Raw genomic sequence first — 23,273 nt, 5'->3', positions numbered from 1 at the left:
GCCACTGGGCGAGCAGATCCAGCCCTGAGCCGTCGGGCAAACCGACATCTAAGATCGCCAGTTCATAATGCTCGGTTGCCATCAGCGACTTGGCCGCTTTCAAGGAAGCGGCCAAATCAACTAGGTAACCGTTGTCTTTGAGACTCTCTGCTAAGCTTTCCGCTAGCAAGTCATCATCTTCAAGTAGCAACAGTTTCATGGATATACGTCAGATTAGAGAGAAAAATTGCCGTACATGCCGGATTCGTAATGGCCGGGAATGTTACATGCATACTCTAGCGCGTTAACATTATCAGGAACACGCCATAATAGAGACCCAGTCTCGCCAGGTGCAATGGTGACGCCTTCCATACTCATATTGGCCATATCGTGACCATCGCCGTTTGACATATTGGACATATCGTGGCCTTCACCGTGTGCCATATTTGACATGTCATGGCCTCCGCCATTGGCCATGTTTAGCATCATCTGGCGATGTTCTTCTTGGGCTTCTTTGCTACCAATCACAAATTCGTGTTCTAGATTGCCGGTGTTAGTAATTTCAAATTTAACCACCTCCCCTGCCGCCATTTCTAGCGCTTCAGGGTCGAACCACATATCGCCAGCTTCAAGGCTGATCGTGCGGTCAACGTCAGCCTCGGTTAGGCCATTGTCACCACTGCCTTGGCCGGGCGCAGCCCAAGCCGCACTCGTTATCAAACTTAGTGAAAGGGCAAACATAGACGTTGTTAAGGAGATGTTGCGCATGGTCATTTACCTCAGAGGTTAGTGTCACTTGTTCTTTATACGGTGTTAACCTGAAACGAGCCTGAACCTAACGTAAAAATATGGCCTGCTACCCAAAAGCATTTCTAACATGATGATGGATCCTGACCCCCTGATTAGAGTCAACGCTGCAGCAATGACTTTTCGTCTTGTTGGTGCAATTGCCTATGGCAGCCTCCGCCTAAACCTCAGCGTAAGGCCCATAAGAAGGAGACCGTTAATTTCGAGCTCTGGAACGGCTTAACAAGGTGGTTGACCTGTTAGTCACCCATTCGGTGATGACACTCTTGTCAGCACTGCCGTGATCAACAAGATAACCGCGACCAGCACCATCTCCAGTGCAATACTTCTCTGTAACCGTCCTGGGGCTGTTGCGTCGCCGCTCTCAAAGGCCGGAACAAGCCGCCACTTGTTCGCGGCAGCAAATAACAGTAGCACCGCCACAATCAATACCTTGCCGATCAAGAACTGTCCATATGCCGTGGTGAGCAGTGGCGTGAGACCGCCCGTTAGCAGCGTGGCCAACGTGACGCCCGCCAGTACCAACAAGCCGACTCCGCTTATGGCGATTTTCCCGAAACGGGTCAGAATGTGGGCGGTATTGTCCTGGTTGTGACCCCGTCCCACTAAATGGAACAGCGGCCACAGCGAGGCCACCCAGAATGCTGCCGCCATCAGGTGAACGATCAGCAAGCCAGCCAGAATGAGGCGTGGGGTGTTTACTGTATGCCCCACCTGCACGAATGCCAGCATCACCAGTAACACGCCTACTAGGCTCACGCTGTTGGCTGTTTTCGAGAGCGCTAAGTTATTAAGCTGAATCGCCTGGACTAGCAGCAAGCCAGTTACCGCCAGCATTAGCCGGACCCCGGACGCGCCATCGAACACGATTCCGAGCAGCATTGGGTTGGTTGCAGCAGCGATATTGCCGCCCCCAAGGTAACCAGCTTCTAAAGGCCACTGGAACAGAATCAGAATGACCCCCGCCCAGGCAGCAAAGATGCCCATGCAGGCGACGCGCCTCCGGTCGTGATCAGGGAGTCGGGGAAACGCTAGACGAAACAACACGGCCCCCGTCGCGACTAGGGCGTTAAGGTAAATCCCGGCCGCCACGAGAATCATCGCGACGGTCCAGACATCAAGGCTATTTACTGAGGGCCACCAGACCACGGGTCAAGGCTCGACCGAGAAGTTAAAACCGTCAGACATCATGTGCCCGTCATCCGATAGGCCACGCCAGCGCACCTGGTAATCCCCAGCCGAAAGAGTGTCACTGGGCTTTACGAAGTAGCGATCGACCTGTTCACTGCCTGGCTGACCATCAAGAGGAACGGGGCCGTCCGGGCCTGCCACTTCAAACTGGGTGATGCGCATCATGCCACCAAACTCGATGCCAATCTCTGCTGGGGAATCCTGAATGGTGACGCCATCCTTAGGCGAAGTGCTTGCGCCCCCTTCATGGGCCAACACTGGGCTTGCGAGCGACAGCAGCAGCGTTGCTAAGGTAGCGTGAATAATAGGGAGCGAAGTCGTCTTCTTTTGCATACCGTTTCCTTATATTTTTTTAGGCTTGAATGGTTCGTCGCGGAGGCTTCAAATCTGATTCGGTTGAGCCTTCAGACATCGTTCATGTGCCCTATTTGACGAACAAGGCACATGGCATCTTGCTCTTAAAGAACCAAGAGAGCATTCATGGATTCTTTGGCTGCTGGGTTTTCGCTTCTTGGGTGGCGATGTATTTGAGCAGCATTTGTACGCGCTCTTCTTCATGGAACTGAGTCAGTGTTATAGCGTGCCAACCTGAAACAGAGCTGAAAATGGCGGAAAAAATGACCTGTGACAAATCTAGCGTTTGGGATCAGTTTCTTCTTTACCTTTGGGCTACCTATAGGTTGTAGGCTTATAACAAAAGCTAAGGAAGGTCTGAATAATTGCCGATATTCATTAACGCTCACTTGAGCCGACAAAAAATCGAAAATTCAGACACTCTTCTCCCGTTCTTTGTGTATTTTTGCCCCTTTCCTGCTCATTGAGCGGAAAGCGGGCGCAATCGCCCTATTCCCATAGGTATTTCTCACTGATCAGCAGGTTGCTGAACGCCGCCAGCAAATGCAGGCGCTGAGTGTTTTTGGCCAGTCCACGATAGCGAGCCTTGCCATAACCAAAAACTTGTTTGATGTACCGAAAGGGGTGCTCCACCTTGGCACGGATACTGGCTTTGACTTTTTCGACTTTCTGTCGCCTGGCATCTAGCTTCTTGCGGGTGCCAGGCCGTTTGGCAATATACCAAGAGACATCGTTGCGGTGCTTGTGCTCGTCGCGTTTTTGAATACCCAGGTAACCGGCATCACCGAAGACGCGTTGCTCTTCACCGTGAAGGAGCTTATCGGCAGGCACAATGTCATGGACATTGGCAGCCGTGGTCTCGATGCTGTGAATCACCCCAAGCTTATCGTCGACACCTATGTGCATTTTCATGCCAAAGTGCCAAGAGCTACCTTTCTTAGTTTGGTGCATTTCCGGATCGCGCTCGCCTTTTTTGTTTTTGGTGGAACTAGGCGCAGAGATGATAGTGGCATCGACAATGCTCCCTTCGCGCAGCATCAGGCCATTTTTCTCCAGGTGGTTGTTCACTTCCTGGAACAGCACCTTGCCAAGGCCGTGGCGTTCCAGAAAATGGCGAAACTTGAGAATCGTGGTTTCGTCCGGCAATCGGTCCAGTTTCAAACCGGCGAATTGGCGCATGGACTCGATCTCGTAGAGGGCGTCTTCCATGGCCGGATCGCTCAGGTTGTAAAACAACTGCATGCAATGGACGCGGAGCATGGCAGACAACGGATACGGAGGCCGCCCGCTCTCGCCCTTGGGGTAATAACGGGCTACCTTCTTCTCCAGCTGCGTCCAGGGGATCAGCTTGTCCATCCGCTCCAGAAAGATTTCGCGGCGGGTCTTTCTCTTCTTGTTCTGGTACTCGGCTTCGGAGAAGGTGATTTGATCCATGGCAGCACTGAATCCTATGCAGTTGACGATAGCCGTATTATCGCTGATGGCAGTGACTTTTTCAGAGCTTCCCTAACTCTGCCTTCTTCCATTTTTATCGGATAAGGCAATGTCTCGATCAGCAACATGATGAGGGGAGATATCATGGTTAAGCACAGGATGAACTTTGCCATTGGTCGGGCTGCAATCCTCAGTGTCTTAAGTAGCGCCATCTTCGCTCAAGGCATAAATCAGGAGTGATGTCATGATGAACGCGGAATGCTTTGCTTTTATGGGGTCAATGGGGTGGTTAGGCTGGTTGATGCCCCTGGCTATGCTGTTATTAATTGGCTTGGCGATCGCGTCGCTGGCCAAGTACCTCTTCAGTCGTTCACATTAAGGAGTTGAAATTAATGCAACATATGACCACCAAACTTTTGCTCTCGGGTTTCATGCTAATTGGGACGGTCTCCGCTCAAGCGGCGTTACCGCCAGAGGCGACACTGTATAAGAACCCCCAGTGCGGCTGTTGTGACGAATATGCGCGCCATCTTGAGGAACTTGGCGTAGACGTCACCGTTATTGATGACGTCGAGCTGGGTGATATCAAACAACAGGCGGGTGTTCCCTATGGTCTTGGATCGTGCCATACCATCGAAATCGGCGAGTATTGGATTGAGGGCCATGTTCCGATGGAAGCCGTACAGGCGCTGTTTGAGCAACAGCCTGATGCAGACGGCATTGGCCTAGCAGGTATGCCCATCGGTACACCGGGGATGCCAGGGCCTCAGGAAGCGCCCTATGACGTGTATTCCTTTACGGATCAAGAAGACAAGGCGTTTATGACGCTGTAGTAGGTTTTGGATGACATAATTAGACCTCTTGTACTACATGAGATGTTTGTTAAGCACCAGGTGTGTTTCGAGATGATTTGAAAATTGGTTGCGTCAGACGCTCTCTAACGTGCGACATGTTCAAGAAATCATCCAGAAATTGGCGGGGCCTTTCCCAGGGTTCGCTGATACTTTTAAGCATCTTAAATCCAAAAAGGAACAGATACCCTGCGAAGCCTCTGTGTTAAATGCTTTTAGCAAGGTCAGTATTGGTCGCAGTGACTTAGCATAGGTACTATTTGCCACCTTTATGAGTAGCGGTGTCTGTTTTGTCGCTAAGAGCAACCTGTACACCCCGTGTGCAGGTTGCTCTTCTGACGAAGAGCCGATACGGCCATCCCTTCAGTGGCGGGCGAGGATCTTCGCTGCGATGGGCGAAGTGATCATTTGAATCACGGCAAAAAAAGCGGCTGGAATTGCGATCTCTGATGGCAAGCCAGAAGCAGCGACAAACGCTGCAGCGATGCTGAATTCCTTTTTACTGACCGTGAAAAGATAGGTAATCACCTCTTTGCGATCAGAGGTGAGTAACCGTGAGGACATACCTACCAGGTACCCAATCAAATTGAGGCACAGGGCCGCGCCCGCAATCACAAACGCATACCAGCCATAGCCAATGATCGTGGTGGCATTCGGCCCGACCACGGCGAGTAGGATCAGCAGATACAGAATCGACCCTATCCCTGCATACGCTGAATCATGCCGTGCAAAGAAAGCCGAGAACCTTGTACGCAAGCTGACCCCAATCACGGTAGGAAGAAGCACGATTAGTGTTAATTCAAGAATAATTGATCCAAGCGGCACGTCTAACTGAAGGCCGGTGAGCCATAAAAACAGGAAGGGAACAATAAACGGACATAACGCGGTGTTGACTGCGTTGAAAACAGCGGCAAGCGCCACATTGCCTTTCGCCATCAGTACCAAAAGAGGAGAAGACACATCTGTCGGCAGCGTGCCGAGCAAGGTTTGGCCAGCAGCCAGCGGGCCGCTTCCAAAAAATAGACGGCCCGTTAGCCACCCGGCAATCGACATAGGCCCATAGACCAGCCCCAATGCCAACAACTGCCGTGACGGCTTTCGGAACACGATGCGCACTGCATGCGCATCGAATGTGAGGCTGATAATCAACATCAGTAATGCCAGTAATGGCCCAATCGCGAACTTAAGCATTATTCCGGTGGCCGGAAAGAGTAAGCCTCCCCCCGCGACGACGATTACAAACCAGACAAGGTGCGCCTCGACAAAATAAATGAATCTACCCATGGTGGATTGGACGTTACCGGTTGAAGTGGATTGAGCCCCGCACCTAAAACATGATCACCTTCGGCCCAGCACACAAAGGCTCCTTGGTAGCTAGGGACGTGCTTCCCAATCCAGCGATGCAAATAGATAATGCTCAAGGGTTGAAGCTTTAGTTGCTAGAGGTTTTATAGTACCAAGAACAGATAATTCGAGAGAGGGTAACAGATGGGACATCATCATGATCATCCCCACATTGATCCTGCCTCTGGCGACCGGCGCGTCAGCATCTCCATTTGGGCCAATGGGCTCTTAACCATCGCTCAAATCGTCGGTGGCATTATGGCGGGGAGCCTATCGCTGATCGCTGATGCGTTACATAACTTTTCTGACTTGGCAGCATTAGTCATTGCCTTTGCTGCTCGTAAAATCGCCAGACGGCCTGCCGATGTGCATATGACCTTTGGCTATGGCCGCATCGAGATAGTGGCAGCACTCATCAATTACACCACCCTCATTATTGTCGGTGTCTACCTGATTTACGAAGGCGCTATGCGGATGGTCGATCCCCCTGAGATAGAGGGATGGACGATCGTGATTATTGGTGGCGTCGCGCTCGTCGTCGATGCCCTTACCGCCATGCTCACGTGGTCAATGCAAAAAGAGAGTGTCAATATCCGCGCCCTTTTTCTGCATAACTTATCGGATGCGTTTGCCTCCATCGCCGTGATTATCGGTGGTTCGCTTATTTTACTGTACGACATGCGCTGGGTAGACCCCGCGATCACGATAGGGATTGCGCTATATATTCTTTACCTAGCCTTCTCTGAAATTGGCGGCCCTATCCGTACGCTAATGCTGGGATCTCCCCCGGACATTGACGGGCAGGCAGTCGTTGAGACCGTACGAGATATCGAGGGAGTCCAGGATATTCACCATGTGCATCTATGGCAGATGCAGGAAAACATGGCAGCCCTTGACTGCCACGTGGTTCTGACAGAAACCGGCTGGCAGCAGCTTGAATCCGTCAAAGCAGAGATCAAGGAGCAGCTTAAAATGCGCTTCAGTATTGCTCATTCCAGCCTAGAGTTTGAGCATAGTGACCACGCGCATCAAAATGCCAATCTATATGGGCATGAGTGACAGACCGAGGCCGGCTCCCAGCTCAGGTAGATAGCGAGCAGCTTACTCCCATAGCGATTGGCTTATTTTTCAACCCTACTTTTCCACCCCATCGTTGAGACAGAGAGAGAAACATGTTCAAAAAAGCGTCTTTTATATTGGCCGGTACGTTAATGCTGACCGCTGCGATCGTCGCCGTATCGAAGCCTGCCCTCTTAGACATGCAAGCTCAGGCAGCAAAAGAGAGCGGTGTCCAGGCCGAGGACTCCTTGGTGCGTTCACACTCCCCCATCTTGGGACGAGAAGACGCGCCGGTGACGATTGTGGAATTCTTCGATCCGGCTTGCGAAGCCTGCCGTGCTTTCTATCCCCTGACAAAAAGTATTCTGGAAACCTACCCAGAAAAAGTGCGGCTCATCGTGCGCTACACTCCTTTCCACGGCGACGTATCGGACAAGGCCATTCGGGTATTAGAAGTTGCTCGTCGTCAGGGCGTCTTTGAACCGGTACTGGAGAGGCTGCTGGCTCGCCAGGATCAATGGGCTTCACATGGCAGTTTTGATGAATCCGCTATCCTCGATATCGCGAGCCAAGGAGGCCTTGATTTAGCGGCTGCCGAAGAGCAACTGACTTCTGCTGAGGTGCAGGCGGTGATTGACCAAGACATGGCGGATGTCAGAGCCAATCAGATTCGCCAAACACCTACCTTTTTTGTCAATGGCGAGCCTTTAGACCCCTTTGGTATGCAAGAGCTGATTGATGCCGTCGAGAGTGAAGTAGCGGAGATCTCTGGGGAAGAGGATGGCCAGTGATGCAGCGCTGGTGGTTACTAGGCTTGGTGGGCTTTTACCCCTTGCTAGCCGAAGCCAATTGGCAAACGCATCTGTCATTGCCTCCGTCTGAACTTAGCCCTGTCAAGTTACAGGCGGCTAGCGAGCAAGAAGGCACATTACCGCTCGATAGCGTTGATACCCTAACCTTTGGGCGTGATGTCGTCATTGATACCACCCTCTACGAGGCCTTGGCAGCAGAAGGTGTCCCAACGCGTTTCGCCACTAAACTGGAAACACTGCTCAGCGAGTTTATCGCAGCGCCGCTGGAGTTTTCTGGCAGTGAACGTATTCAATTAGTGTGGGAGGAAGATCGACGCCAGGACGGCGCCCGTGTTGGGCCACCACGCCTCAGTTATGCCGCTCTGCCTGATCAGGCAGAGCCCTTAGAGGTTATATGGCCGGTCACTCCAAAGGGGGACGTTGCTCTTTTCAAAAGCAATACCCTGCTAAGCACGTTGCGTTTGCCTGTGCTTAGTGCTCGCTTAACGTCTCGCTTTGGGAATCGGCGACATCCTGTGTATGGAGGGGTGCGCCCTCATAATGGAATTGATTTGGCTGCACCAACGGGAACGCCAGTCATTGCTACCGCACCTGGGCGCGTATCCTTTATGGGGCGCCAAGGGGGATACGGGCAGGTGATCGAGGTGGAACACGACACAGGGGCCATTAGTCGCTACACACACCTTAGCCGATTCTCTCCACAGCTAGTGGTTGGGGATTTAGTTAATGCGGGAGAGTCGCTCGGAGAGGTAGGTTCGTCCGGGGTCGCCACGGGTCCCAACCTGCATTACGAAGTGAGAGTCAATGACCAGCCTGTTGATCCCCTTGGTCAAGGTCAACGCATCATGTTGGGTGAGCAGCCGACTCAAGGTGAATATCAAGCGTCACTTTACGAGGCAAGAGATCGCTTGGAACAAGCTATCGGCACGGCGTCCATTTATGACTTGATCTCGTTTAACGAGCCGTAACCACCCGTGCTTAGCAACGTTGCATGGATTGTTAGTAACGTGAACGTGTGCTTGCCTCGTTATGGAACCCTAGCGCTGTGATCACTCATCTACCACAAGACAGGTAATCGGTATGGAAGAGGTTTCTCTCGTCACCATGGGGGTATTGGGAAGCCTTGCCGCGGGCTTGATGACGGCTGTCGGGGCGCTTCCCGTCTTGTTTACCAAAACACCGAATCGTGGTGTTCGCGATTTAGCGTTGGGGTTCGCCGCTGGCGTCATGCTAGCGGCCTCTTTCTTCTCACTGATCATACCCTCCTTAGAAGCCTCGGAGCTGCGTTACGGAGGTAGCGTGGTACCTGCTGCCATTGCCTGTGCGGCCATCTTGCTAGGGATTGGAATGGTCGCACTACTGAACGAACTCTTACCTCATGAGCACTTCGAACAGGGGCGAGAAGGGCCAGAGGCTGCCTCACTACGTCGTATCTGGTTGTTTATTATTGCCATTACGATACACAACCTGCCAGAAGGGCTGGCCGTTGGCGTGGCCTTCGGCGCAAGGGGAAGCGAAGGAGGCGTTCCACTAGCGATTGGCATTGGACTTCAGAATGCCCCAGAAGGACTGGCCGTAGCAGTATCACTGCTAGGCGTGGGCTATTCACGTTGGCGGTCATGGACGATTGCCGCCCTTACGGGGCTTGTTGAGCCGTTGGGTGGCTTATTAGGCGCTGGAGTCATCAGCATGTCACAAGCGCTACTGCCCTGGGGGTTGGCCTTTGCGGCGGGGGCGATGTTGTATGTGATCAGTCATGAGATTATTCCCGAAACTCATCGAAGCGGGCACCAAAAAAAGGCCACGCTGGGCCTCTCTATCGGATTGGTACTCATGCTGTTTTTGGATGTTTCGCTGGGCTAACCATTGGGCGTGGGGCGTAGCGTTAGTGCTAACCTAAGTCGTGAGCCCCTCCGTGCGATTTTTCAGTGATACAGAGCTGATGATCACTGATGACCTCAATGATTCGGCAGCTTTCCACTTTACCACCGGCACACTGCGTGACCATCCGTTGAAGCTCCTCACGCAGTATGGACAGTCGTTGAAGGCGGGACTCCACTTTCTTTAGGTGATGCGTGGCGATGGCATCGACTTCTTGGCAAGGCATATCAGGTTGATCTGACATGGCCAAAAGCTCTCGCACTGACTCCACCGAAAAGCCAAAGTCTCGGGCATGACGAATAAAGGTCAAGCGCCGCACAGCGTCGTCTCCATAGCGGCGCTGCCCCCCACCGGTTCGTGTTGCATCGCGCAGCAGCCCAATACGCTCGTAATAACGAACCGTTTCAGGTTTGCAATCGGCTCGTCGTGCTAACTCACCAATGCTGATACTTTGCCCCATCATCGACATGGTAAAACTCCTTACGTAGGGCTTGAAGCTATAGTTGCTACAAGGTTTACACTTCAAAACCATAGCCCATTGAGAGAAGAGGCACCATGAAAACATCAACGCCGACAACAGCGCCAAACGTCTTGACGCTGCGTGTTGAAGGCATGGACTGCGGCGGTTGTGAGCGCAAGGTTGTATCGGCGCTAGAGCGACTGGAAGGCATTGAGGAAGTCACGGCAAGCTCGGTCACGGGATCAGTGAAGATTCACCACCACGATCACGGGGCCCCCTCGCGAAAGACCATTGAGGGCATCCTGAACGAACTAGGCTATCAAGTGGCTTCCCATGATGGCCAAACACGCGCATCTGGTGCTTCATCCTCTTGGTGGCAAACCGCTAAAGGGCGCTTGGTCATTATCACAGGAAATCTGCTGATAGTGGCCTTCGCGCTTCGTTTAGCATGGCCTGCGCTGGGTAATATGCCTTTCATTTTGGCCACGCTAGTCGGCTTAATACCCATTGCGCAGAGTGCCTGGGGCGCCCTCAAAATGCGCAATCCCTTTACCATCGAGATGCTGATGTGCATCGCTGCGCTTGGCGCATTGGCCATCAATGCTGCCGCTGAAGCTGCGATGGTCGTGTTCTTGTTCGCCGTAGGTGAGCTACTCGAAGGGGTAGCTGCTTCACGAGCGCGCCGCAGTATCTCAGCCTTGGCAAATTTAACACCCTCAACGGCGAGGCTGATGGACAATGGCCAGCTGCGTGACGTCTCGGCGGAGTCACTTAAACCCGGGCAGCGTGTGCTGGTGCGGCCCGGTGATCGCGTACCCTGCGATGGACGCATCCTGGTGGGCACCTCCGACATTGACGAGTCGCCGGTAAACGGCGAGTCCATACCCCGTTCGCGAGCGCCTGGTGATGACATTTTTGCTGGCACAGTGAATCTTGATGCCGCCCTGGAGGTGGAGGTAACACGAGGCGCTGATGACAATACGATCGCTCGCGTTATTCGTCTGGTTGAAGAAGCACAGGCCGCCAAGGCACCGATAGCACGCTTTATTGATCGTTTTGCGTATTACTATATGCCCGCCGTCGTCTTACTCGCCCTACTGATGGCGATAGTGCCACCGCTGGTATCGACCATGGCATGGTCGGAGTCGATTTACCGTGCGTTAGCATTGCTGTTAATCGCATGCCCCTGCGCGTTGGTCATTTCTACCCCAGCCGCCATCGCCGCAGGTCTCTCGGCGGGCGCTCGGCGCGGACTACTGATCAAAGGGGGAGCCGTTCTTGAACAGTTAAGTAAGCTTCGCTTGGTGGCATTAGATAAAACGGGCACCCTCACTGCGGGTACCCCAAGAGTCACAGATGTGGAGTCTTGGATTGCTGAGGAAGACGATAACAGCGTATTGCGGCTCGCCGCCGCGATAGAGCGAGATTCCAGTCACCCTATCGCCACGGCTATCGTTGAGCATGCCCGACAGTCGGGCCTAAACCTCCCCACCGTCACCGGCAGTCGTGCTTTGGCGGGGCGCGGTGTCTCAGGCCAGGTGGAGGGTCGCGAGCTGAGCTTAATGACGCCTCGTCATCTTCACGAGAAAGTCATCCTTGAGGTAAGTCTCAGTGCTCGGATTATCGCGTTAGAAGAAGCCGGTAAGAGCCTCGCACTCCTCGTCGAAGGCGAGCGTTTGTTGGGCTTGATCGCTGTTCGCGATGAGCCACGCGAAGATGCCCTTGAAGGCCTAGCGGCGCTATCCCGTTTAGGCGTACAGGCTGTCATGCTCAGCGGTGATAATGCCCGCACCGTCGCTGCCACTGGGGGTCGCTTAGGCATTGAAGCGTACGGCGAACTCATGCCTGAAGACAAGGCAGCGTATGTTCGAGACTGGCAAGCGGCAGGTCGTGGCCCCATCGGTAAAGTTGGCGATGGCATCAACGATGCACCGGCACTCGCGGCAGCCGATGTCGGTATCGCGATGGGGGGCGGCACGGATGTGGCGTTGGAAACCGCCGATGCAGCCTTGCTCAAGAACCGCGTTACCGGCATCGCTGAGCTGATAGACCTCTCTCGTGCCACGCTGCGCAATGTGAAAACCAACGTTGTTCTCGCCCTTGGCTTAAAAGCCATTTTCCTGGTCACCACAGCTCTGGGTATTACCGGTATGTGGATTGCGGTGATGGCCGATACCGGTGCTACCGTCCTAGTGACGTTGAACGCCATGCGACTGCTGGGTTATCGCTTTTCGCCCAGTACCGCATTGACAGGCCTGTCACAAGGAAAAACAACGTCATGAGCACAGCGCAACACGACAGCCCTTCACGACGTTGGCCATGGTTCACATTTGCTTGCGTGTTGGCTCTAGCCGATCAACTGGTCAAAGAAATCGTGCATGCCCGGATGTCGTTTGGCCAAGTCATTCCGCTAACACCGTTTTTTAACTGGGTTTACACCGGTAATACAGGGGCCGCTTTCAGCTTTCTCGCGGAGGCAGGTGGTTGGCAGCGCTATTTCTTTCTTGGTTTAGCGTTGGTGGTGGTCGTCGTATTGGTTGTGCAGCTATGCAAACCCCTGTCGCGCTTAGAGGCCTGCGCGTACAGCCTGATTCTTGGCGGCGCGCTCGGTAATACCGTTGATCGCTTAGCGCGAGGGTACGTCGTCGACTATCTGGACATTTACTGGGGCGAATGGCATTGGCCCGCCTTTAACATGGCCGATATCGCGCTGTTTGCAGGTGTATTGATGTTCGCAGTGGCATTATGGCGTGAAAGTCCTGCTTTTAAGCGCGCAGAGTAACAGTATGGATTTGGTCGATAAAGATAAAGAATATACGCTTTTTGCTGGGCGCTCCTCACCAATAGTAGATTGCGTTGTAGCGCTAGCCGCTGGGGTACTGACCACCTTGAGTGCCGCCCCTTTTTCCCTATGGTGGCTTGGCCCAGTGGGCGTAGCACTGGTCTATTGGAAAATAGCATCGCTAACGCCCGCCATGGCCACCCTGCGTGGGTGGTGTTATGGCGTAGGCCTGTTCGGTTCAGGCACGTCGTGGGTCTTCGTTGCTATTCACGATTTCAGTGGCACCGGGGCCTTGGTGGCGATGCTCCTCACCACTCTTTTTGTCAGCGTCCTGGCGCTCTTCTTTGCAGTTCCCTTTGGGCTCTATCGACGCATCACGGGGCCACGGTTCGCCTTTCTTAGCTTTGCCGGTATGTGGGTGGTGAGCGAATGGCTACGCACCTGGTTGCTCACCGGCTTTCCCTGGTTATTGCTGGGCACCTCTCAGATAGATTCTCCACTAGCCCCATGGGCGCCCGTTGGTGGTGTGTACTTGCTGTCACTCATGACCGCGCTGACAGGTACGTTAGGGGTAGAAGTACTGCGTCGCCGCTGGGGTTTCCTTGTCCCAATGGCCGCCTTGTGGATCGTTCCATTCCTATTGCCTGCCCAATGGACAACCCCGGCTGGCAAGCCCATCCAGGTGGCATTGCTGCAAGGGAATCTTGATCAGCGCATTAAGTGGACTGCCCAAGGGCAGCGCGAGGCGGTCAATATCTACACAACAATGACACAAGAGCAAGCAAGGGACATCGATCTCATCGTTTGGCCCGAGGCAGCCCTTCCCATGCTTGAGCAGGAAGCACAGCGAATACTGGAGCAAGTAGCGTCCGACCTGGGGCCTAACACCGCCTTGTTGACCGGCATTTTGCAACGCGACAGTGAAGGGCGCTCTTATAACAGCGTCATAGGGCTAAATGATGTGCAGGGCGAATACCAGAAAGCGCACTTAGTACCCTTTGGCGAGTATTTGCCATTCCAAAGCCTCCTCGCTGACACCCTTGCTTTTTTCGACTTGCCAGCACCCCGCCTGACCCCAGGGTCAGACGGACAGGCTCCGTTACACGTGGCTGGAACCACCATTGGCACTGCCATCTGTTACGAGATCATTTTCGCCGACCACGTCGCCCAACAGGCGCGTAATGCCGAGCTGCTATTAACGGTTTCCAACGATACGTGGTTTGGGCGTTCCATTGGCCCACACCAACATCTTCAAATGGCGCGTCTACGTGCCTTAGAAAATGGTCGTCACCTACTTCGAGCTACCAGTAATGGCGTGACGGCCATCATCGATTCACAAGGTCACGTCACAGCCCGTGCCCCACAGTTTGAACAGGCCAGTTTAACTGGCAAAGTGACCCCGATGCAGGGCCTAACTCCTTTCACACGCACCGGTAGTGGCCCCTCTTGGATACTCGCTGCCTTGCTGACGCTGCTCGGATTACAACTCAACTTATCTCGATCAAAAAACGACGCATTAGATGAAAAAGGAACCTAGCGATGCTCTCGGTAAATAACGCAGCAATACTTAAGAGACTCCTCCCATGGCCAATGCAGATCGGCTTCATCATGAGTGTGATGGTTTCGTCTCTGGCATGGCTCCCTGTTGCCATGGCGGCACAACCCGCCACTACCCAGGAGACGGAATGGCCCAAGGGGCATTACCCGCTACCTGAGGAAGGCAATATTATCGGAGAGGCTGACACCTTCACCGTGAAGGATTACGACGATACCTTGATAGATATTGCCAGGCGTCACAACCTTGGCTATTTGGAGATGACCCGTGCAAATCCAGAGGTCAGCATCTGGGTTCCAGGGGTGGGCACGGAAGTGACTATTCCCGGACGTTTTATTCTGCCGAATGTCGAGCGAACTGGGATCGTAATCAATATTGCCGAGCTGCGGCTTTACTACTACCCAGATGTCAAAACCGGTGAGACACCGCGCGTTGAGACCTATCCTATCGGCATCGGTCGCGAAGGGTTTGATACCCCTCTCGGTGTGACCGAGACCACCATGAACATTAAAAACCCCGCATGGTACCCGCCTGAGTCGGTAAAACGTGAAGCTGAAGCACGCGGCGAAACCGCGCCAAGTGTTGTCCCGCCCGGCCCCGATAACCCGCTGGGAGACCACGCCATTATCTTAGGCTTCGATGGCTATTTGATTCACGGTACCAACCAGCCCGATGGCATTGGCATGCGTGCAAGCCGTGGCTGTATACGCATGTTGCCTGACGATATTGAATCAATTTTTGACCGCATACCGGCGGGCACCCAGGTCAATATCATCAACCAACCTATTAAAATCGGTTGGGACAACGGACAGCCGCTGGTACAGGCATTTCCACCGCTTGGAGAAGAAGAGCATAGTATGGCGGCACTCTCAGAGACCGTGACACGCCTCAACCAATACAATGTCGATAACGTAAACGTCGATTACGAGCAGCTCAGCGACGTCCTGTCATTCTCCAGCGGGCTTATAACCCTCCTACATCCTAACCCGGAACAGGAGCCACAGCGTCACAGCCCCGAAGAGAAGGCTATCGAGGGCATTTATGAAGAACTGGTTTTGACGTCATCTCAACGATCATGACATTCACACAAAAAGCCCATTGAGCGCTGACATGCAGGTTGGGGAAGGCAGCCCCCTGCTAATAAGATGGGGAGACTCATTTCAACTTGTGCTTTTCGTAAGGTGCATTTTCCAGATTAGGCGTTCCGTCTCACTCAGCTATGATGCCGTCCTTCTAAACCTTAAATTGACACGATGATTGAGCATGTTTCATTCAAAAATTAGCTGGTCACTGTCCAGAGAGGCCCATACGTTCAAGCACACTAAGCCTAAGAAGGAAAATGTTCCCTGCGAAGCTTCTGTGATGAATGCAGTAAAGTAGGCATTACTCGTGGTGATTTAACCTAATAGGCATCTATTAATTTGTCAGCCTTAATGTGTCACGAAGGCCATCGTATATAGTGGTTATCAATGACAAATATGTGCCGATGCACATTTTTGAGATGATGGTGGGAATGGCTATGAGGTTCCGGCCCCTCCCACCCTTCATGCTCGTGTTGATGGTGTTCATCGTGATAGTGAAGATGGCTATGACGTATAGGCGAGTGCTCGTGCGCAATCTCTCTTGTATCTCGACGATGCCAAGCAAGCATCGCAAGCCCTGTCGCCGTTAAAGCTACTGTCCCGTGCAAAGCGAACGTTCCCGTCAGCCCCAGTTTTACCCCCAGCCAGCCTGCCAACAGATAGGTGATCAACCAGCAACAGTGGGACAATGAGAATTGGGCAGCAAATAGCACTGGGCGATCCTCAGGCTGGCAAGAACGCTTGAGCAAGCGCCCTGCAGGGGGCATGACCATCGAAGCGCCTGCACCCAGTAGCAACCATAGCCCGACAAGTCCCGCAAACGATGTGCCTCAAGTAGAGACCGAACGCCATGATAATGCCACCAAGCATCATGACTGGTCGTTCAGGCAATCGATCCAGTACCTTGGGTAGCAGTAAGGCCACCAGCATGGAGCCCCCGCCTGCAGCCGCAAATGCCAAAGCTACTTCTTTCTCGCCAAGCCCCAACATAGAGCGAACAAGCACTACCGTATTGACGATCTGCATCGCTCCGGCGGCTGAGACCGCAAAGTTCAACGCCAACAGACCCCGCAGACGAGGTGTTTTAAGATAAATCCGTATGCCGTGAGAAACGCGACGCTAAACGCCGGAAATTTCTTCTAGTGATAGTGACTCAGGCAACATCACCGATATAACCAGGGAGGCAGAGATCATGAACGCCAGGGCGTTGAGTACAAACAGGACATCAAAACTCATCACCATCAGCGATGCTGCTGCCACCATCGGGCTAAGAAGGTTCTCTAAGTCGTAGGCAAGGCGTGACAGGGATAATGCTCGCGTGTATTGCTCCTCGTTTTCTAGGATGTCCGGTATTGTCGCCTGGAAAACGGGTGTGAAGCCTGCTGAGCAAGCATTGAGTAGAAAGATCAGCACATAGATTTGCCACACTTCTGTAACGAAAGGCAGTGCGCAAACCACGGATGCTCGCAGCAAGTCGAGGCTAACCAACAACGTGTGTCGAGGTAGGCGTGAGGCGTAAGCACCACCAGTGGAGCAATGCCCACGTAGGCGACCATCTTAATCGCCAGCGCTGTGCCTAGTACGACACCCGCCTGCCCCTCAGTAAAATCATGAACCAGTAACGCTAGGGCAACGGTGGTCAGACCGGTGCCAATCATTGCAATGACCTGAGCGAAAAAGAGATGGCGATAGACGCGATGGGCGAGTACATCGAGCATAGAGCGTTCCTCAAGCAAGTGAGGGGGGGCTTGGATGTATTTACAGGTAGCGGGCAATGGCCTTGAACTCTTCAGCCCGCGCCCGCTGCGTTTGATCCTGAGAGCCCAAGGCATTCTCTAGACAGTGATCGATATGATCTAAAACCAAGGCACGTTTGGCCTGTTGAATAGCTTTCTCAACCGCATGAAGCTGCTGGGCAATTTCCAGACAGTGGCGACCACCCTCTATCATCTGCGTCACGCTCGAAAGGTGCCCCCGAGCCCGGTTTAAGCGCTTGATGATATCGGGATGTGACTGGTGTGTATGTATTGTCATTTCTTTCCCTTATTTTATTCCTATCCCCCTGGAGGGGATGTTAATCTATTGCCGCTACGCGGCGCTACAGCGTAAGCAAACTGTTATTTACATTTTTACCGTCAATTTTTGTCCTGGGCGCTTTAAATGCCCAATCGGCTGCGCCACCGTCTTCGCTATCTGACCCTGCTATTGCTGTTTTTGCCTAGCCTACTTCTTACCAGTGTGGGCGAAGCGAGTGCACATGGCGCAATGAGCATGGTTGGCGTTGAGTCATCTCACCATGAGAGTGTGCAGAATGGCCATGGGCATACCCATGGCCACATGCATGAAGACGGTCGCCAACTCCCTCATGAGAGCGGCAGTCACTTCCACGAACAAGCGGACCGGTTGGGGGCGAGCATTGCCATCGCACTCAACGTCCGTCATGCCCTGCGGCTAGGCGAACGACGCGCTTTTCCCCTGCGTCGAGTCTACCGCTTGGAGCGGCCTCCACGGCCAGTCGTCGCTTGATGACTGGGGCCATCCATCGGATGGCCAAGACTAACGACAGACCCGTGGAGGTTGCATGTTTCCATCCCAAGTAAGGGGTGTGCTCGGCTTGCCTATGATGAACCGACGCCACGCCTTAGCCTTTCTAACCCTGCTGTTAATGCTACTGGGCGCCAGTGGCGAGGCGCTTGCTCACGCGGTGGCTGAAGGTGACAAGGGCTATATCCAGGAGATCTATGGCGTTCATCTGCTCTCGTTTATGTATCTCGGTGCCAAGCACATGGTGACGGGGTATGACCACATCCTGTTTTTGTTAGGGATCATCTTTTTCCTCTACCGAATGCAGCATATCGCCATTTACGTCAGCCTCTTTGCCATCGGTCACTCGGCAACCATGCTGTTAGGGGTGTACTTCAATATCGGCATCAATAGCTATCTGATCGACGCCATCATCGGACTCTCCGTTGTTTATAAGGCGCTCGATAACATCGGTGCGTATCAGCGTTGGTTCGGCTTTCAGCCCAACACTAAGGTAGCCACGTTGGTTTTTGGTCTGTTTCATGGCTTTGGCCTGTCGAGCAAGATCATTGAATACGATATCTCGCCCGATGGTCTCGTCCCTAACCTCCTGGCATTCAACGTAGGCGTAGAGATCGGCCAGCTACTGGCATTGAGCGCCATTCTCATTGTGATGGGCTTCTGGCGACGTACTACTGGCTTCTTACGCCACGCGTATACCGCCAACGTCGCCATGATGTGTGCTGGTTTTATGCTGGTGGGTTATCAACTGACCGGCTATTTCATTGCTTAATTAAGGGGAGTCCCCGATGTATAACACTGATCTTCCAACCCGTGCCGAACTGCCGTCAACGGGTAAGTTACTTCGCTCTACGTTGATGGCCGCCGTTATTGCCGTCGCTTTGCTGATCACCGTCGTGCTGCCCTGCTGAGTATGTCATTGACCCCACCGGCGCTGGGCGCATGTTGGGGCTGACTGAGATGGGAGAAATCAAAACCCAGCTGGCTGAGGAAGCCGAGCTTGACCAGGCCAACGATCAAGCCAGTGCCCAGCAGGCGTCTCAACCCACTGCATCTCAAGAGATCGTCAGTGATAGTCAGCCTGCAACGGTAAACGGTGCTGATGCTCAGACTGCGACGCCCAAGACAGAGATCGCTCCCCAAACAGCCAATTCTCCCTCAGCAAGTGATCCAGTCGCACCTTCACCGGCCGATTCTGAAAGGGTGATGACCGACGCCAGCGTGGCGCTGGCGGAAGCATTGGCTTCCGAGGAAGCCGCTTCCCAGATGGCGCAAGCGGAAGAAGCGTCTCCATGGAGTGATGAGGTGAGCTTTACCCTGACGCCAGGGGAAGGCACGGAGTACAAACTCACCATGCAAGAAGGGGCAGTTGCTACCTTTGCCTGGGTCTCCGAAGGTGGCCCCGTCAACTTTGACACGCACGGTGATGGCAATGGGAGCTCCATTAGCTATGAGAAAGGCCGTGGCGTGCCCGAGGATGAAGGTGAGCTTGAAGCTGCTTTCACCGGCAATCATGGCTGGTTCTTCCGCAACCGTAATGACAACGACGTGACCATTGTCTTGCGTGTGGGAGGAGATTACGGCGAGTTAGTGAAGGCCCTGTAACGGATTAGCCCCTAGTGTTCTCTTGAGTGCTAGAGGCGTACTTTGTACTAGCGTAAAGTGTTCGTTAGTGGCCTTAATTGATTAACTTGCAGCTTGCGACGTCACCCCCTGCTTGAGTAGTGCTACACTTTAGAGTCCCTCAATAACAGAGCTAAAAATAGGCTGGAATATAGTCCCATCAGTAAGGTGCTCTTCCAGTTGGCCAGCGTCTAGCATCTCTATCTGTGACGGGTAATGCCTTAATAGCTGCTTTGCTTGCCTGCGGATGGTTTCTGGAAAGTCAGTGTTACGGCTTAGCTCGATCAAGAACTCTCGGGTCTGGATGACCGAGCGCGTGCGTTCACTTGGCATGGTCATAAAATTTTTCTTTTGCTTTGATAGAAACGCCACACCAAAAGCTGACGGCTCAAGTCGATGAGTAGAAGACGGCATCAATGAGATGCTGCGGCAGGTAGTTGAGGTTGCCAAAAAAGGTTTTGTCCGAGTCGGCCAAATCCCACGTTAGTTTGACGGCGAAAAGCCCGCTGTTGGTTATCGGCCATCGCGCTTTGCCCATCCGCGTCACGAATATAACGGGCCAACGTCATTGCTGCGGGTTGTCCGTAGCGAGCGCCTGGCGAAGCACATGTCCAAACATGGCGTAATGTCATCGCAATGTCGGGTTCATGTGCATCCAAGTATGTAAGCCCGTAGGCACAAGCCTCTAGCGTAAACACGTCATGGCTGCAGAGTTTCCAGGCGGCATTTGGCTTGCCCTTGGAGTCATAAGTATATGTCTTACCAATGTCGTGCAATAGTCCTCCCACGAAACAGGCTTCCTGCATGAGTCGAGGCATGGTTGGCTCGTTAAGGCGCAGCATAGCCACTGAGTGATTGGCAACTTCCAGCGAGTGTTTTAGCAAACCACCTGGATACGCATGGTGATAATTGGCGCTGGCGGGCGCATTCAAAAAAGCTTCAAGACGATCCTTGCGTTCCAGTACCCGTGTCAAAAACACTCGAAGGCAGTCTGATTGAAGCGACTGTACGGTCGCGATTAACTTGTCGAATGCCTCTGGCATCGGGGAGTACACCCGTGGCAACGATTGCAGGGTATCCATAGAGGTCACTTCATCCCGAGACGCCCTGCGGAACTCATCGAGAATGAATTGGCCTGACAAACACTTCACGCCGGAGGCGGTAACAAAGTCCAGATGGCCGATGCGCTCAGGTACTGTTGTTTTGCTCAAGTTGAGCATCGCGATTTGATTCCCCACACAATCGCTTAGCCGCAGCTTTAAGAAAGGCGTTTTCGCGTTGTCGAACTCCACCACGCGTCCAGTAAGGCGATAAGTGCCCGTGAAGGTACGAGACAGATGAGTAGGGGCGTTATCAAGCCGTTTCATGATGCTGCTCCTTCTGGGGCTTAGTGGGCGTGGTGTTGCCTAACAAACGCTCAAAGGCAGAGCCATCCATACGGGTGGCATTGGGGACGTAACGTGAATAAACCTTGAACAGCATCTCGGTTGAACTATGGCCCAGCATTCGCGCCACCCACTCTGGATTTTCGCCAGAAGCCAAAAAGAGTGTCGCGGCAGTATGGCGTGTTTGATAAGGACGGCGTTTGGTCAGCCCAAGAGACTTGAGTAAGGGGTACCACACGCGCTTTGTCACGTTATTGTGATCAAGCGGCTGTCCCATCTGATTGCAGAACACGTACTTACTCATGTGCCCAGTGGCGGCGTACTGCGTTTTGAGGGCGTCATACACCTGCCCGAACATGGGTATTTCTCGTTGCGATCCATCGGTCTTGGTGTATTCCGTTTCACCATTGATCAATGTTTCGCGTACTAAGATTTCTCGCTTAGCAAAATCAATGTTTTTCCACTTCAATCCATCGACTTCACCAGTACGCAGGCCGGTAAAGAACCGCACGGTGTAATAGTTGCAATAGTCTGGGCGTACATTGTCGATGATGCGTTGCACCTCGTGTAGAGAAAACGGCTCGATATGCGTCTTCTGTAGCTTTAACGGCTTGATGTTTTTGTACGGCGTCTCAAAGTCGAAACGCTCGGCCGCCTCATCGAGCACCATACGCAAAATGGACATATGGCTGTTGATCGTTTTAGGCGATACCAGCCCCGTGGCACCACGGCCCCTGCGCTTGGCTAGTTTGGTGCGGAACGCCAGGATGTCCGCCTTGGTGATATCTCCGATGTGTTTTTTCCCAAACGCTGGTTTAAGAGAGCTATCCAAGATCGAACTCACATTGCGTACGTGAGAGGCACGCCATTGGATTTTGCTCTCGTCGAACCACTGATCAGAAAAATCGTTGAAGAGTGGTGTCTCCACAGCCGGTTGAGTGTTCTCGATCTGTGCAGGTTGAAGAGCTTGGTTTTTAGCGGCGTTATTTAACCCCAGCTTCTGCAAATTTTTACTGCCAGGGAAAAACTCAGCATAGTCGAGATCATCTAGCAAAATCTTTGCTTCTACCTTTGCCAGTAATTGCTCCACTTTTTTTCTGTTAGTAGGCGTGTCTTTCAGTGCAGTTTGCTCACGTAACCGCAGGCCTTGGTAGAAAAAATCCAGATAGAGCTTACCCGTCTCTTTTCGTTGGCGAACCTTACCCATGGCTATAGCCTCCATTTGCCATCGGAATCGAAATGTTGCCATGAGCGGCTTTCAGCATTTCTTTTTCAACGGCTTCCCACAAGAACAAAATTTTCCGTCGGCCAAATGGCTTGATGTAGTGGGTGCCCTCGATAAGGACGCTGTCTTTTAGCTGCTGTCGGATAGTGCGGCAGTCGTACTTGATGCGCTGGGCAAGCTCTTCGGTCGTGAGATAGGTATAAGATGAATCCATCGAAAACCTCCAGAAGGAGTGGTATTCTGCGTGACTAAAAGGCATTCCAAGTATCAGAATGTCATCCTGAATGACATTTTAGACAGCAAAATACCATTTGCAAGCATTTTTTGCCATTCAGGATGACAAAAAGCATTTACAGGAGATTTTGATGGTTCGTTGTCATCTCGCGCGCTTGATGGGTGAGCACAAAATGAAGATCGTGGATGTTGCGCGTGAAACAGGTCTTAACCGCAATACTGTTACGCTTCTTTATAAAGAAACCGCTCAGCGAATCGAGCTGGATGCACTGGATAAGCTATGCAAGCTTTTCAGTTGTGAGGTGGGTGATTTGCTAGAAATTCAAAAAAACCATGAGAAAAATGAGAGTTGATTAATACTGCCAGTAGTTGACTGAAGGTCGCAAGAATAAATTACGCACGTAAGCAACGGAGCGAATGTGTCACATATACGTCACAGATGTGTCACAGGAAGTTTGCAGACGAACAGAAATAAAAAAGGCAGATCAGTAAGTAACTGATCTGCCTTTCAAAATATTGGTAGCGGGGACCGGATTTGAACCGATGACCTTCGGGTTATGAGCCCGACGAGCTACCAGACTGCTCCACCCCGCATCAACGTGTGGCGTATTCTACAGAGATTTCGCATGAAGTCAATAGGGGTATTAACACGTTCGGCTTATGGCAGTAGC

General features: G+C 52.7%; 31 protein-coding genes and 1 tRNA gene. 15 read left to right on the top strand and 17 right to left on the bottom strand.

Features of this window, described 5'->3' with window-relative positions; translation table 11 throughout:
• The 5 genes from V8L71_RS06965 to V8L71_RS06945 form a co-directional block, all read right to left on the bottom strand.
• On the bottom strand, positions 1 to 199 hold a 199-nt coding region (locus V8L71_RS06965; RefSeq protein ID WP_336273616.1), incomplete at its 3' end, for a response regulator.
• A 14-nt stretch (positions 200 to 213) separates the two neighbouring features.
• On the bottom strand, positions 214 to 747 hold the full coding sequence (locus tag V8L71_RS06960) for a cupredoxin domain-containing protein (protein ID WP_035556080.1): 534 nt from the start codon (positions 745 to 747) through the stop codon (positions 214 to 216).
• A gap of 282 nt (positions 748 to 1,029) precedes the next feature.
• A complete protein-coding gene (locus V8L71_RS06955; RefSeq protein WP_336273615.1) occupies positions 1,030 to 1,887 on the bottom strand; it encodes a copper resistance D family protein in 858 nt (285 codons plus the stop codon).
• Between the two features lie 51 nt (positions 1,888 to 1,938).
• Positions 1,939 to 2,310 (bottom strand): copper resistance CopC family protein, encoded by a 372-nt coding sequence (locus V8L71_RS06950; protein WP_035556043.1) that lies wholly within the window; start codon positions 2,308 to 2,310, stop codon positions 1,939 to 1,941.
• Positions 2,311 to 2,820: 510 nt separating this feature from the next.
• On the bottom strand, positions 2,821 to 3,765 hold the full coding sequence (locus tag V8L71_RS06945; protein ID WP_336273614.1) for an IS5 family transposase: 945 nt from the start codon (positions 3,763 to 3,765) through the stop codon (positions 2,821 to 2,823).
• A gap of 244 nt (positions 3,766 to 4,009) precedes the next feature.
• On the opposite strand from V8L71_RS06945, the gene V8L71_RS06940 reads away from it, so the two are divergent.
• Together V8L71_RS06940 and V8L71_RS06935 are read left to right on the top strand one after the other, a co-directional pair.
• Positions 4,010 to 4,144: a hypothetical protein gene (locus tag V8L71_RS06940; RefSeq protein WP_281372643.1), complete on the top strand. Its 135-nt coding sequence runs from the start codon at positions 4,010 to 4,012 to the stop codon at positions 4,142 to 4,144.
• Positions 4,145 to 4,157: 13 nt separating this feature from the next.
• Entirely contained in the window at positions 4,158 to 4,598 is a 441-nt protein-coding gene (locus tag V8L71_RS06935; RefSeq protein ID WP_113271262.1) for a DUF411 domain-containing protein, read from the top strand.
• A 381-nt stretch (positions 4,599 to 4,979) separates the two neighbouring features.
• On the opposite strand, the gene V8L71_RS06930 is transcribed toward V8L71_RS06935, so the two are convergent.
• Positions 4,980 to 5,900 carry a bile acid:sodium symporter family protein gene (locus V8L71_RS06930; RefSeq protein WP_027957952.1) on the bottom strand — a complete coding sequence of 307 codons (921 nt, stop codon included), beginning with the start codon at positions 5,898 to 5,900 and terminating at the stop codon, positions 4,980 to 4,982.
• 204 nt (positions 5,901 to 6,104) lie between these two features.
• On the opposite strand from V8L71_RS06930, the gene V8L71_RS06925 reads away from it, so the two are divergent.
• From V8L71_RS06925 to V8L71_RS06910, 4 genes are all read left to right on the top strand, one after another.
• Positions 6,105 to 7,019 (top strand): cation diffusion facilitator family transporter, encoded by a 915-nt coding sequence (locus V8L71_RS06925; RefSeq protein ID WP_035556048.1) that lies wholly within the window; start codon positions 6,105 to 6,107, stop codon positions 7,017 to 7,019.
• 113 nt (positions 7,020 to 7,132) lie between these two features.
• Positions 7,133 to 7,810 (top strand): DsbA family protein, encoded by a 678-nt coding sequence (locus tag V8L71_RS06920; protein ID WP_022521292.1) that lies wholly within the window; start codon positions 7,133 to 7,135, stop codon positions 7,808 to 7,810.
• On the top strand, positions 7,810 to 8,799 hold the full coding sequence (locus tag V8L71_RS06915; RefSeq protein ID WP_336273613.1) for a M23 family metallopeptidase: 990 nt from the start codon (positions 7,810 to 7,812) through the stop codon (positions 8,797 to 8,799). The genes V8L71_RS06920 and V8L71_RS06915 overlap by 1 nt, the downstream gene beginning before the upstream one ends.
• A gap of 112 nt (positions 8,800 to 8,911) precedes the next feature.
• Positions 8,912 to 9,694, top strand: a complete 783-nt coding sequence (locus V8L71_RS06910) for a ZIP family metal transporter (protein ID WP_336273612.1) — start codon at positions 8,912 to 8,914, stop codon at positions 9,692 to 9,694.
• Between the two features lie 28 nt (positions 9,695 to 9,722).
• Here V8L71_RS06910 and V8L71_RS06905 read toward each other — a convergent pair whose 3' ends face one another.
• Positions 9,723 to 10,181: a MerR family transcriptional regulator gene (locus tag V8L71_RS06905; RefSeq protein WP_082051477.1), complete on the bottom strand. Its 459-nt coding sequence runs from the start codon at positions 10,179 to 10,181 to the stop codon at positions 9,723 to 9,725.
• 86 nt (positions 10,182 to 10,267) lie between these two features.
• Here V8L71_RS06905 and V8L71_RS06900 point away from each other — a divergent pair, with 86 nt between their 5' ends.
• From V8L71_RS06900 to V8L71_RS06885, 4 genes are read left to right on the top strand one after another with little or no spacing between them, the layout of a single operon-like run.
• Positions 10,268 to 12,454 carry a heavy metal translocating P-type ATPase gene (locus V8L71_RS06900; RefSeq protein ID WP_113271268.1) on the top strand — a complete coding sequence of 729 codons (2,187 nt, stop codon included), beginning with the start codon at positions 10,268 to 10,270 and terminating at the stop codon, positions 12,452 to 12,454.
• Positions 12,451 to 12,954 carry a signal peptidase II gene (lspA, locus tag V8L71_RS06895; RefSeq protein WP_113271269.1) on the top strand — a complete coding sequence of 168 codons (504 nt, stop codon included), beginning with the start codon at positions 12,451 to 12,453 and terminating at the stop codon, positions 12,952 to 12,954. The genes V8L71_RS06900 and lspA overlap by 4 nt, the downstream gene beginning before the upstream one ends.
• A 4-nt stretch (positions 12,955 to 12,958) precedes the next feature.
• Positions 12,959 to 14,491, top strand: a complete 1,533-nt coding sequence (lnt, locus tag V8L71_RS06890; protein ID WP_336273611.1) for an apolipoprotein N-acyltransferase — start codon at positions 12,959 to 12,961, stop codon at positions 14,489 to 14,491.
• Positions 14,492 to 14,544: 53 nt separating this feature from the next.
• The gene (locus V8L71_RS06885) at positions 14,545 to 15,588 is read left to right on the top strand and encodes a L,D-transpeptidase family protein (protein WP_431313167.1); all 1,044 of its coding nucleotides are present in this window, start codon (positions 14,545 to 14,547) and stop codon (positions 15,586 to 15,588) included.
• Positions 15,589 to 15,947: 359 nt separating this feature from the next.
• Here V8L71_RS06885 and V8L71_RS20700 read toward each other — a convergent pair whose 3' ends face one another.
• The 5 genes from V8L71_RS20700 to V8L71_RS06875 form a co-directional block, all read right to left on the bottom strand.
• Complete coding sequence (locus tag V8L71_RS20700; protein WP_348534543.1) at positions 15,948 to 16,358, bottom strand: hypothetical protein; 411 nt, start codon at positions 16,356 to 16,358, stop codon at positions 15,948 to 15,950.
• Entirely contained in the window at positions 16,315 to 16,617 is a 303-nt protein-coding gene (locus V8L71_RS20695) for a hypothetical protein (protein ID WP_348534542.1), read from the bottom strand. The genes V8L71_RS20700 and V8L71_RS20695 overlap by 44 nt, the downstream gene beginning before the upstream one ends.
• 93 nt (positions 16,618 to 16,710) lie before the next feature.
• Positions 16,711 to 17,064, bottom strand: coding sequence for an MFS transporter (locus V8L71_RS20690; RefSeq protein WP_254436443.1), 354 nt, complete (start codon positions 17,062 to 17,064; stop codon positions 16,711 to 16,713).
• Complete coding sequence (locus tag V8L71_RS20685) at positions 16,998 to 17,309, bottom strand: hypothetical protein (RefSeq protein WP_159340883.1); 312 nt, start codon at positions 17,307 to 17,309, stop codon at positions 16,998 to 17,000. The genes V8L71_RS20690 and V8L71_RS20685 overlap by 67 nt, the downstream gene beginning before the upstream one ends.
• Positions 17,310 to 17,349: 40 nt before the next feature.
• On the bottom strand, positions 17,350 to 17,625 hold the full coding sequence (locus V8L71_RS06875; protein WP_159340886.1) for a metal-sensing transcriptional repressor: 276 nt from the start codon (positions 17,623 to 17,625) through the stop codon (positions 17,350 to 17,352).
• Between the two features lie 126 nt (positions 17,626 to 17,751).
• On the opposite strand from V8L71_RS06875, the gene V8L71_RS06870 reads away from it, so the two are divergent.
• From V8L71_RS06870 to V8L71_RS06855, 4 genes are read left to right on the top strand one after another with little or no spacing between them, the layout of a single operon-like run.
• Positions 17,752 to 18,117: a hypothetical protein gene (locus tag V8L71_RS06870; RefSeq protein ID WP_159340888.1), complete on the top strand. Its 366-nt coding sequence runs from the start codon at positions 17,752 to 17,754 to the stop codon at positions 18,115 to 18,117.
• 55 nt (positions 18,118 to 18,172) lie between these two features.
• Positions 18,173 to 18,907 carry a HupE/UreJ family protein gene (locus V8L71_RS06865; RefSeq protein ID WP_217352979.1) on the top strand — a complete coding sequence of 245 codons (735 nt, stop codon included), beginning with the start codon at positions 18,173 to 18,175 and terminating at the stop codon, positions 18,905 to 18,907.
• 16 nt (positions 18,908 to 18,923) lie between these two features.
• A complete protein-coding gene (locus V8L71_RS06860) occupies positions 18,924 to 19,046 on the top strand; it encodes a hypothetical protein (protein WP_264478602.1) in 123 nt (40 codons plus the stop codon).
• A 31-nt stretch (positions 19,047 to 19,077) separates the two neighbouring features.
• Positions 19,078 to 19,740 (top strand): RodZ family helix-turn-helix domain-containing protein, encoded by a 663-nt coding sequence (locus tag V8L71_RS06855; RefSeq protein WP_227404218.1) that lies wholly within the window; start codon positions 19,078 to 19,080, stop codon positions 19,738 to 19,740.
• A 129-nt stretch (positions 19,741 to 19,869) separates the two neighbouring features.
• Here the strand turns inward: V8L71_RS06855 and V8L71_RS06850 are convergent, their stop codons facing one another.
• Genes V8L71_RS06850 through V8L71_RS06835 form a run of 4 tightly spaced genes read right to left on the bottom strand, consistent with a single transcriptional unit; the run spans position 19,870 to position 22,582 of the window.
• Entirely contained in the window at positions 19,870 to 20,172 is a 303-nt protein-coding gene (locus tag V8L71_RS06850; protein WP_336273610.1) for a BPSL0761 family protein, read from the bottom strand.
• Entirely contained in the window at positions 20,172 to 21,125 is a 954-nt protein-coding gene (locus V8L71_RS06845; RefSeq protein WP_336273609.1) for a TraI domain-containing protein, read from the bottom strand. The genes V8L71_RS06850 and V8L71_RS06845 overlap by 1 nt, the downstream gene beginning before the upstream one ends.
• Positions 21,112 to 22,350, bottom strand: coding sequence for a tyrosine-type recombinase/integrase (locus V8L71_RS06840; RefSeq protein ID WP_227404221.1), 1,239 nt, complete (start codon positions 22,348 to 22,350; stop codon positions 21,112 to 21,114). The genes V8L71_RS06845 and V8L71_RS06840 overlap by 14 nt, the downstream gene beginning before the upstream one ends.
• Complete coding sequence (locus V8L71_RS06835; RefSeq protein ID WP_008958743.1) at positions 22,343 to 22,582, bottom strand: hypothetical protein; 240 nt, start codon at positions 22,580 to 22,582, stop codon at positions 22,343 to 22,345. The genes V8L71_RS06840 and V8L71_RS06835 overlap by 8 nt, the downstream gene beginning before the upstream one ends.
• 97 nt (positions 22,583 to 22,679) lie before the next feature.
• On the opposite strand from V8L71_RS06835, the gene V8L71_RS06830 reads away from it, so the two are divergent.
• Positions 22,680 to 22,955, top strand: a complete 276-nt coding sequence (locus V8L71_RS06830) for a helix-turn-helix domain-containing protein (protein WP_431313166.1) — start codon at positions 22,680 to 22,682, stop codon at positions 22,953 to 22,955.
• 164 nt (positions 22,956 to 23,119) lie between these two features.
• Here the strand turns inward: V8L71_RS06830 and V8L71_RS06825 are convergent.
• A tRNA-Met gene (locus V8L71_RS06825) sits at positions 23,120 to 23,196 on the bottom strand.
• Positions 23,197 to 23,273 lie beyond the last annotated feature (77 nt).

This window comes from Vreelandella indica (genome assembly GCF_037070225.1).
Classification (GTDB): domain Bacteria; phylum Pseudomonadota; class Gammaproteobacteria; order Pseudomonadales; family Halomonadaceae; genus Vreelandella; species Vreelandella arctica.
The sequence above is the reverse complement of the archived record's forward strand: the minus strand, read 5'-3'. Positions and strand labels throughout refer to the sequence as shown.

Excerpts from the sequence above, each read along its gene's own strand:
- V8L71_RS06940 (WP_281372643.1), top strand. The coding sequence starts at position 4,010 with ATGATGAACGCGGAATGCTTTGCTTTTATGGGGTCAATGGGGTGGTTA.
- lnt (WP_336273611.1), top strand. The coding sequence starts at position 12,959 with ATGGATTTGGTCGATAAAGATAAAGAATATACGCTTTTTGCTGGGCGC.
- V8L71_RS06935 (WP_113271262.1), top strand. The coding sequence starts at position 4,158 with ATGCAACATATGACCACCAAACTTTTGCTCTCGGGTTTCATGCTAATT.
- V8L71_RS06915 (WP_336273613.1), top strand. The coding sequence starts at position 7,810 with ATGCAGCGCTGGTGGTTACTAGGCTTGGTGGGCTTTTACCCCTTGCTA.
- lspA (WP_113271269.1), top strand. The coding sequence starts at position 12,451 with ATGAGCACAGCGCAACACGACAGCCCTTCACGACGTTGGCCATGGTTC.
- V8L71_RS06930 (WP_027957952.1), bottom strand. The coding sequence starts at position 5,900 with ATGGGTAGATTCATTTATTTTGTCGAGGCGCACCTTGTCTGGTTTGTA.
- V8L71_RS20695 (WP_348534542.1), bottom strand. The coding sequence starts at position 16,617 with ATGCAGATCGTCAATACGGTAGTGCTTGTTCGCTCTATGTTGGGGCTT.
- V8L71_RS06875 (WP_159340886.1), bottom strand. The coding sequence starts at position 17,625 with ATGACAATACATACACACCAGTCACATCCCGATATCATCAAGCGCTTA.
- V8L71_RS06885 (WP_431313167.1), top strand. The coding sequence starts at position 14,545 with ATGCAGATCGGCTTCATCATGAGTGTGATGGTTTCGTCTCTGGCATGG.
- V8L71_RS06950 (WP_035556043.1), bottom strand. The coding sequence starts at position 2,310 with ATGCAAAAGAAGACGACTTCGCTCCCTATTATTCACGCTACCTTAGCA.
- V8L71_RS06905 (WP_082051477.1), bottom strand. The coding sequence starts at position 10,181 with ATGTCGATGATGGGGCAAAGTATCAGCATTGGTGAGTTAGCACGACGA.
- V8L71_RS06840 (WP_227404221.1), bottom strand. The coding sequence starts at position 22,350 with ATGGGTAAGGTTCGCCAACGAAAAGAGACGGGTAAGCTCTATCTGGAT.
- V8L71_RS06955 (WP_336273615.1), bottom strand. The coding sequence starts at position 1,887 with ATGATTCTCGTGGCGGCCGGGATTTACCTTAACGCCCTAGTCGCGACG.
- V8L71_RS20685 (WP_159340883.1), bottom strand. The coding sequence starts at position 17,309 with ATGCTCGATGTACTCGCCCATCGCGTCTATCGCCATCTCTTTTTCGCT.
- V8L71_RS06850 (WP_336273610.1), bottom strand. The coding sequence starts at position 20,172 with ATGCCGTCTTCTACTCATCGACTTGAGCCGTCAGCTTTTGGTGTGGCG.
- V8L71_RS06860 (WP_264478602.1), top strand. The coding sequence starts at position 18,924 with ATGTATAACACTGATCTTCCAACCCGTGCCGAACTGCCGTCAACGGGT.
- V8L71_RS06845 (WP_336273609.1), bottom strand. The coding sequence starts at position 21,125 with ATGAAACGGCTTGATAACGCCCCTACTCATCTGTCTCGTACCTTCACG.
- V8L71_RS06925 (WP_035556048.1), top strand. The coding sequence starts at position 6,105 with ATGGGACATCATCATGATCATCCCCACATTGATCCTGCCTCTGGCGAC.
- V8L71_RS06870 (WP_159340888.1), top strand. The coding sequence starts at position 17,752 with ATGCCCAATCGGCTGCGCCACCGTCTTCGCTATCTGACCCTGCTATTG.
- V8L71_RS06865 (WP_217352979.1), top strand. The coding sequence starts at position 18,173 with ATGTTTCCATCCCAAGTAAGGGGTGTGCTCGGCTTGCCTATGATGAAC.
- V8L71_RS20700 (WP_348534543.1), bottom strand. The coding sequence starts at position 16,358 with ATGCCCCCTGCAGGGCGCTTGCTCAAGCGTTCTTGCCAGCCTGAGGAT.
- V8L71_RS06910 (WP_336273612.1), top strand. The coding sequence starts at position 8,912 with ATGGAAGAGGTTTCTCTCGTCACCATGGGGGTATTGGGAAGCCTTGCC.
- V8L71_RS06900 (WP_113271268.1), top strand. The coding sequence starts at position 10,268 with ATGAAAACATCAACGCCGACAACAGCGCCAAACGTCTTGACGCTGCGT.
- V8L71_RS06960 (WP_035556080.1), bottom strand. The coding sequence starts at position 747 with ATGCGCAACATCTCCTTAACAACGTCTATGTTTGCCCTTTCACTAAGT.
- V8L71_RS06945 (WP_336273614.1), bottom strand. The coding sequence starts at position 3,765 with ATGGATCAAATCACCTTCTCCGAAGCCGAGTACCAGAACAAGAAGAGA.
- V8L71_RS06835 (WP_008958743.1), bottom strand. The coding sequence starts at position 22,582 with ATGGATTCATCTTATACCTATCTCACGACCGAAGAGCTTGCCCAGCGC.
- V8L71_RS06855 (WP_227404218.1), top strand. The coding sequence starts at position 19,078 with ATGTTGGGGCTGACTGAGATGGGAGAAATCAAAACCCAGCTGGCTGAG.
- V8L71_RS06920 (WP_022521292.1), top strand. The coding sequence starts at position 7,133 with ATGTTCAAAAAAGCGTCTTTTATATTGGCCGGTACGTTAATGCTGACC.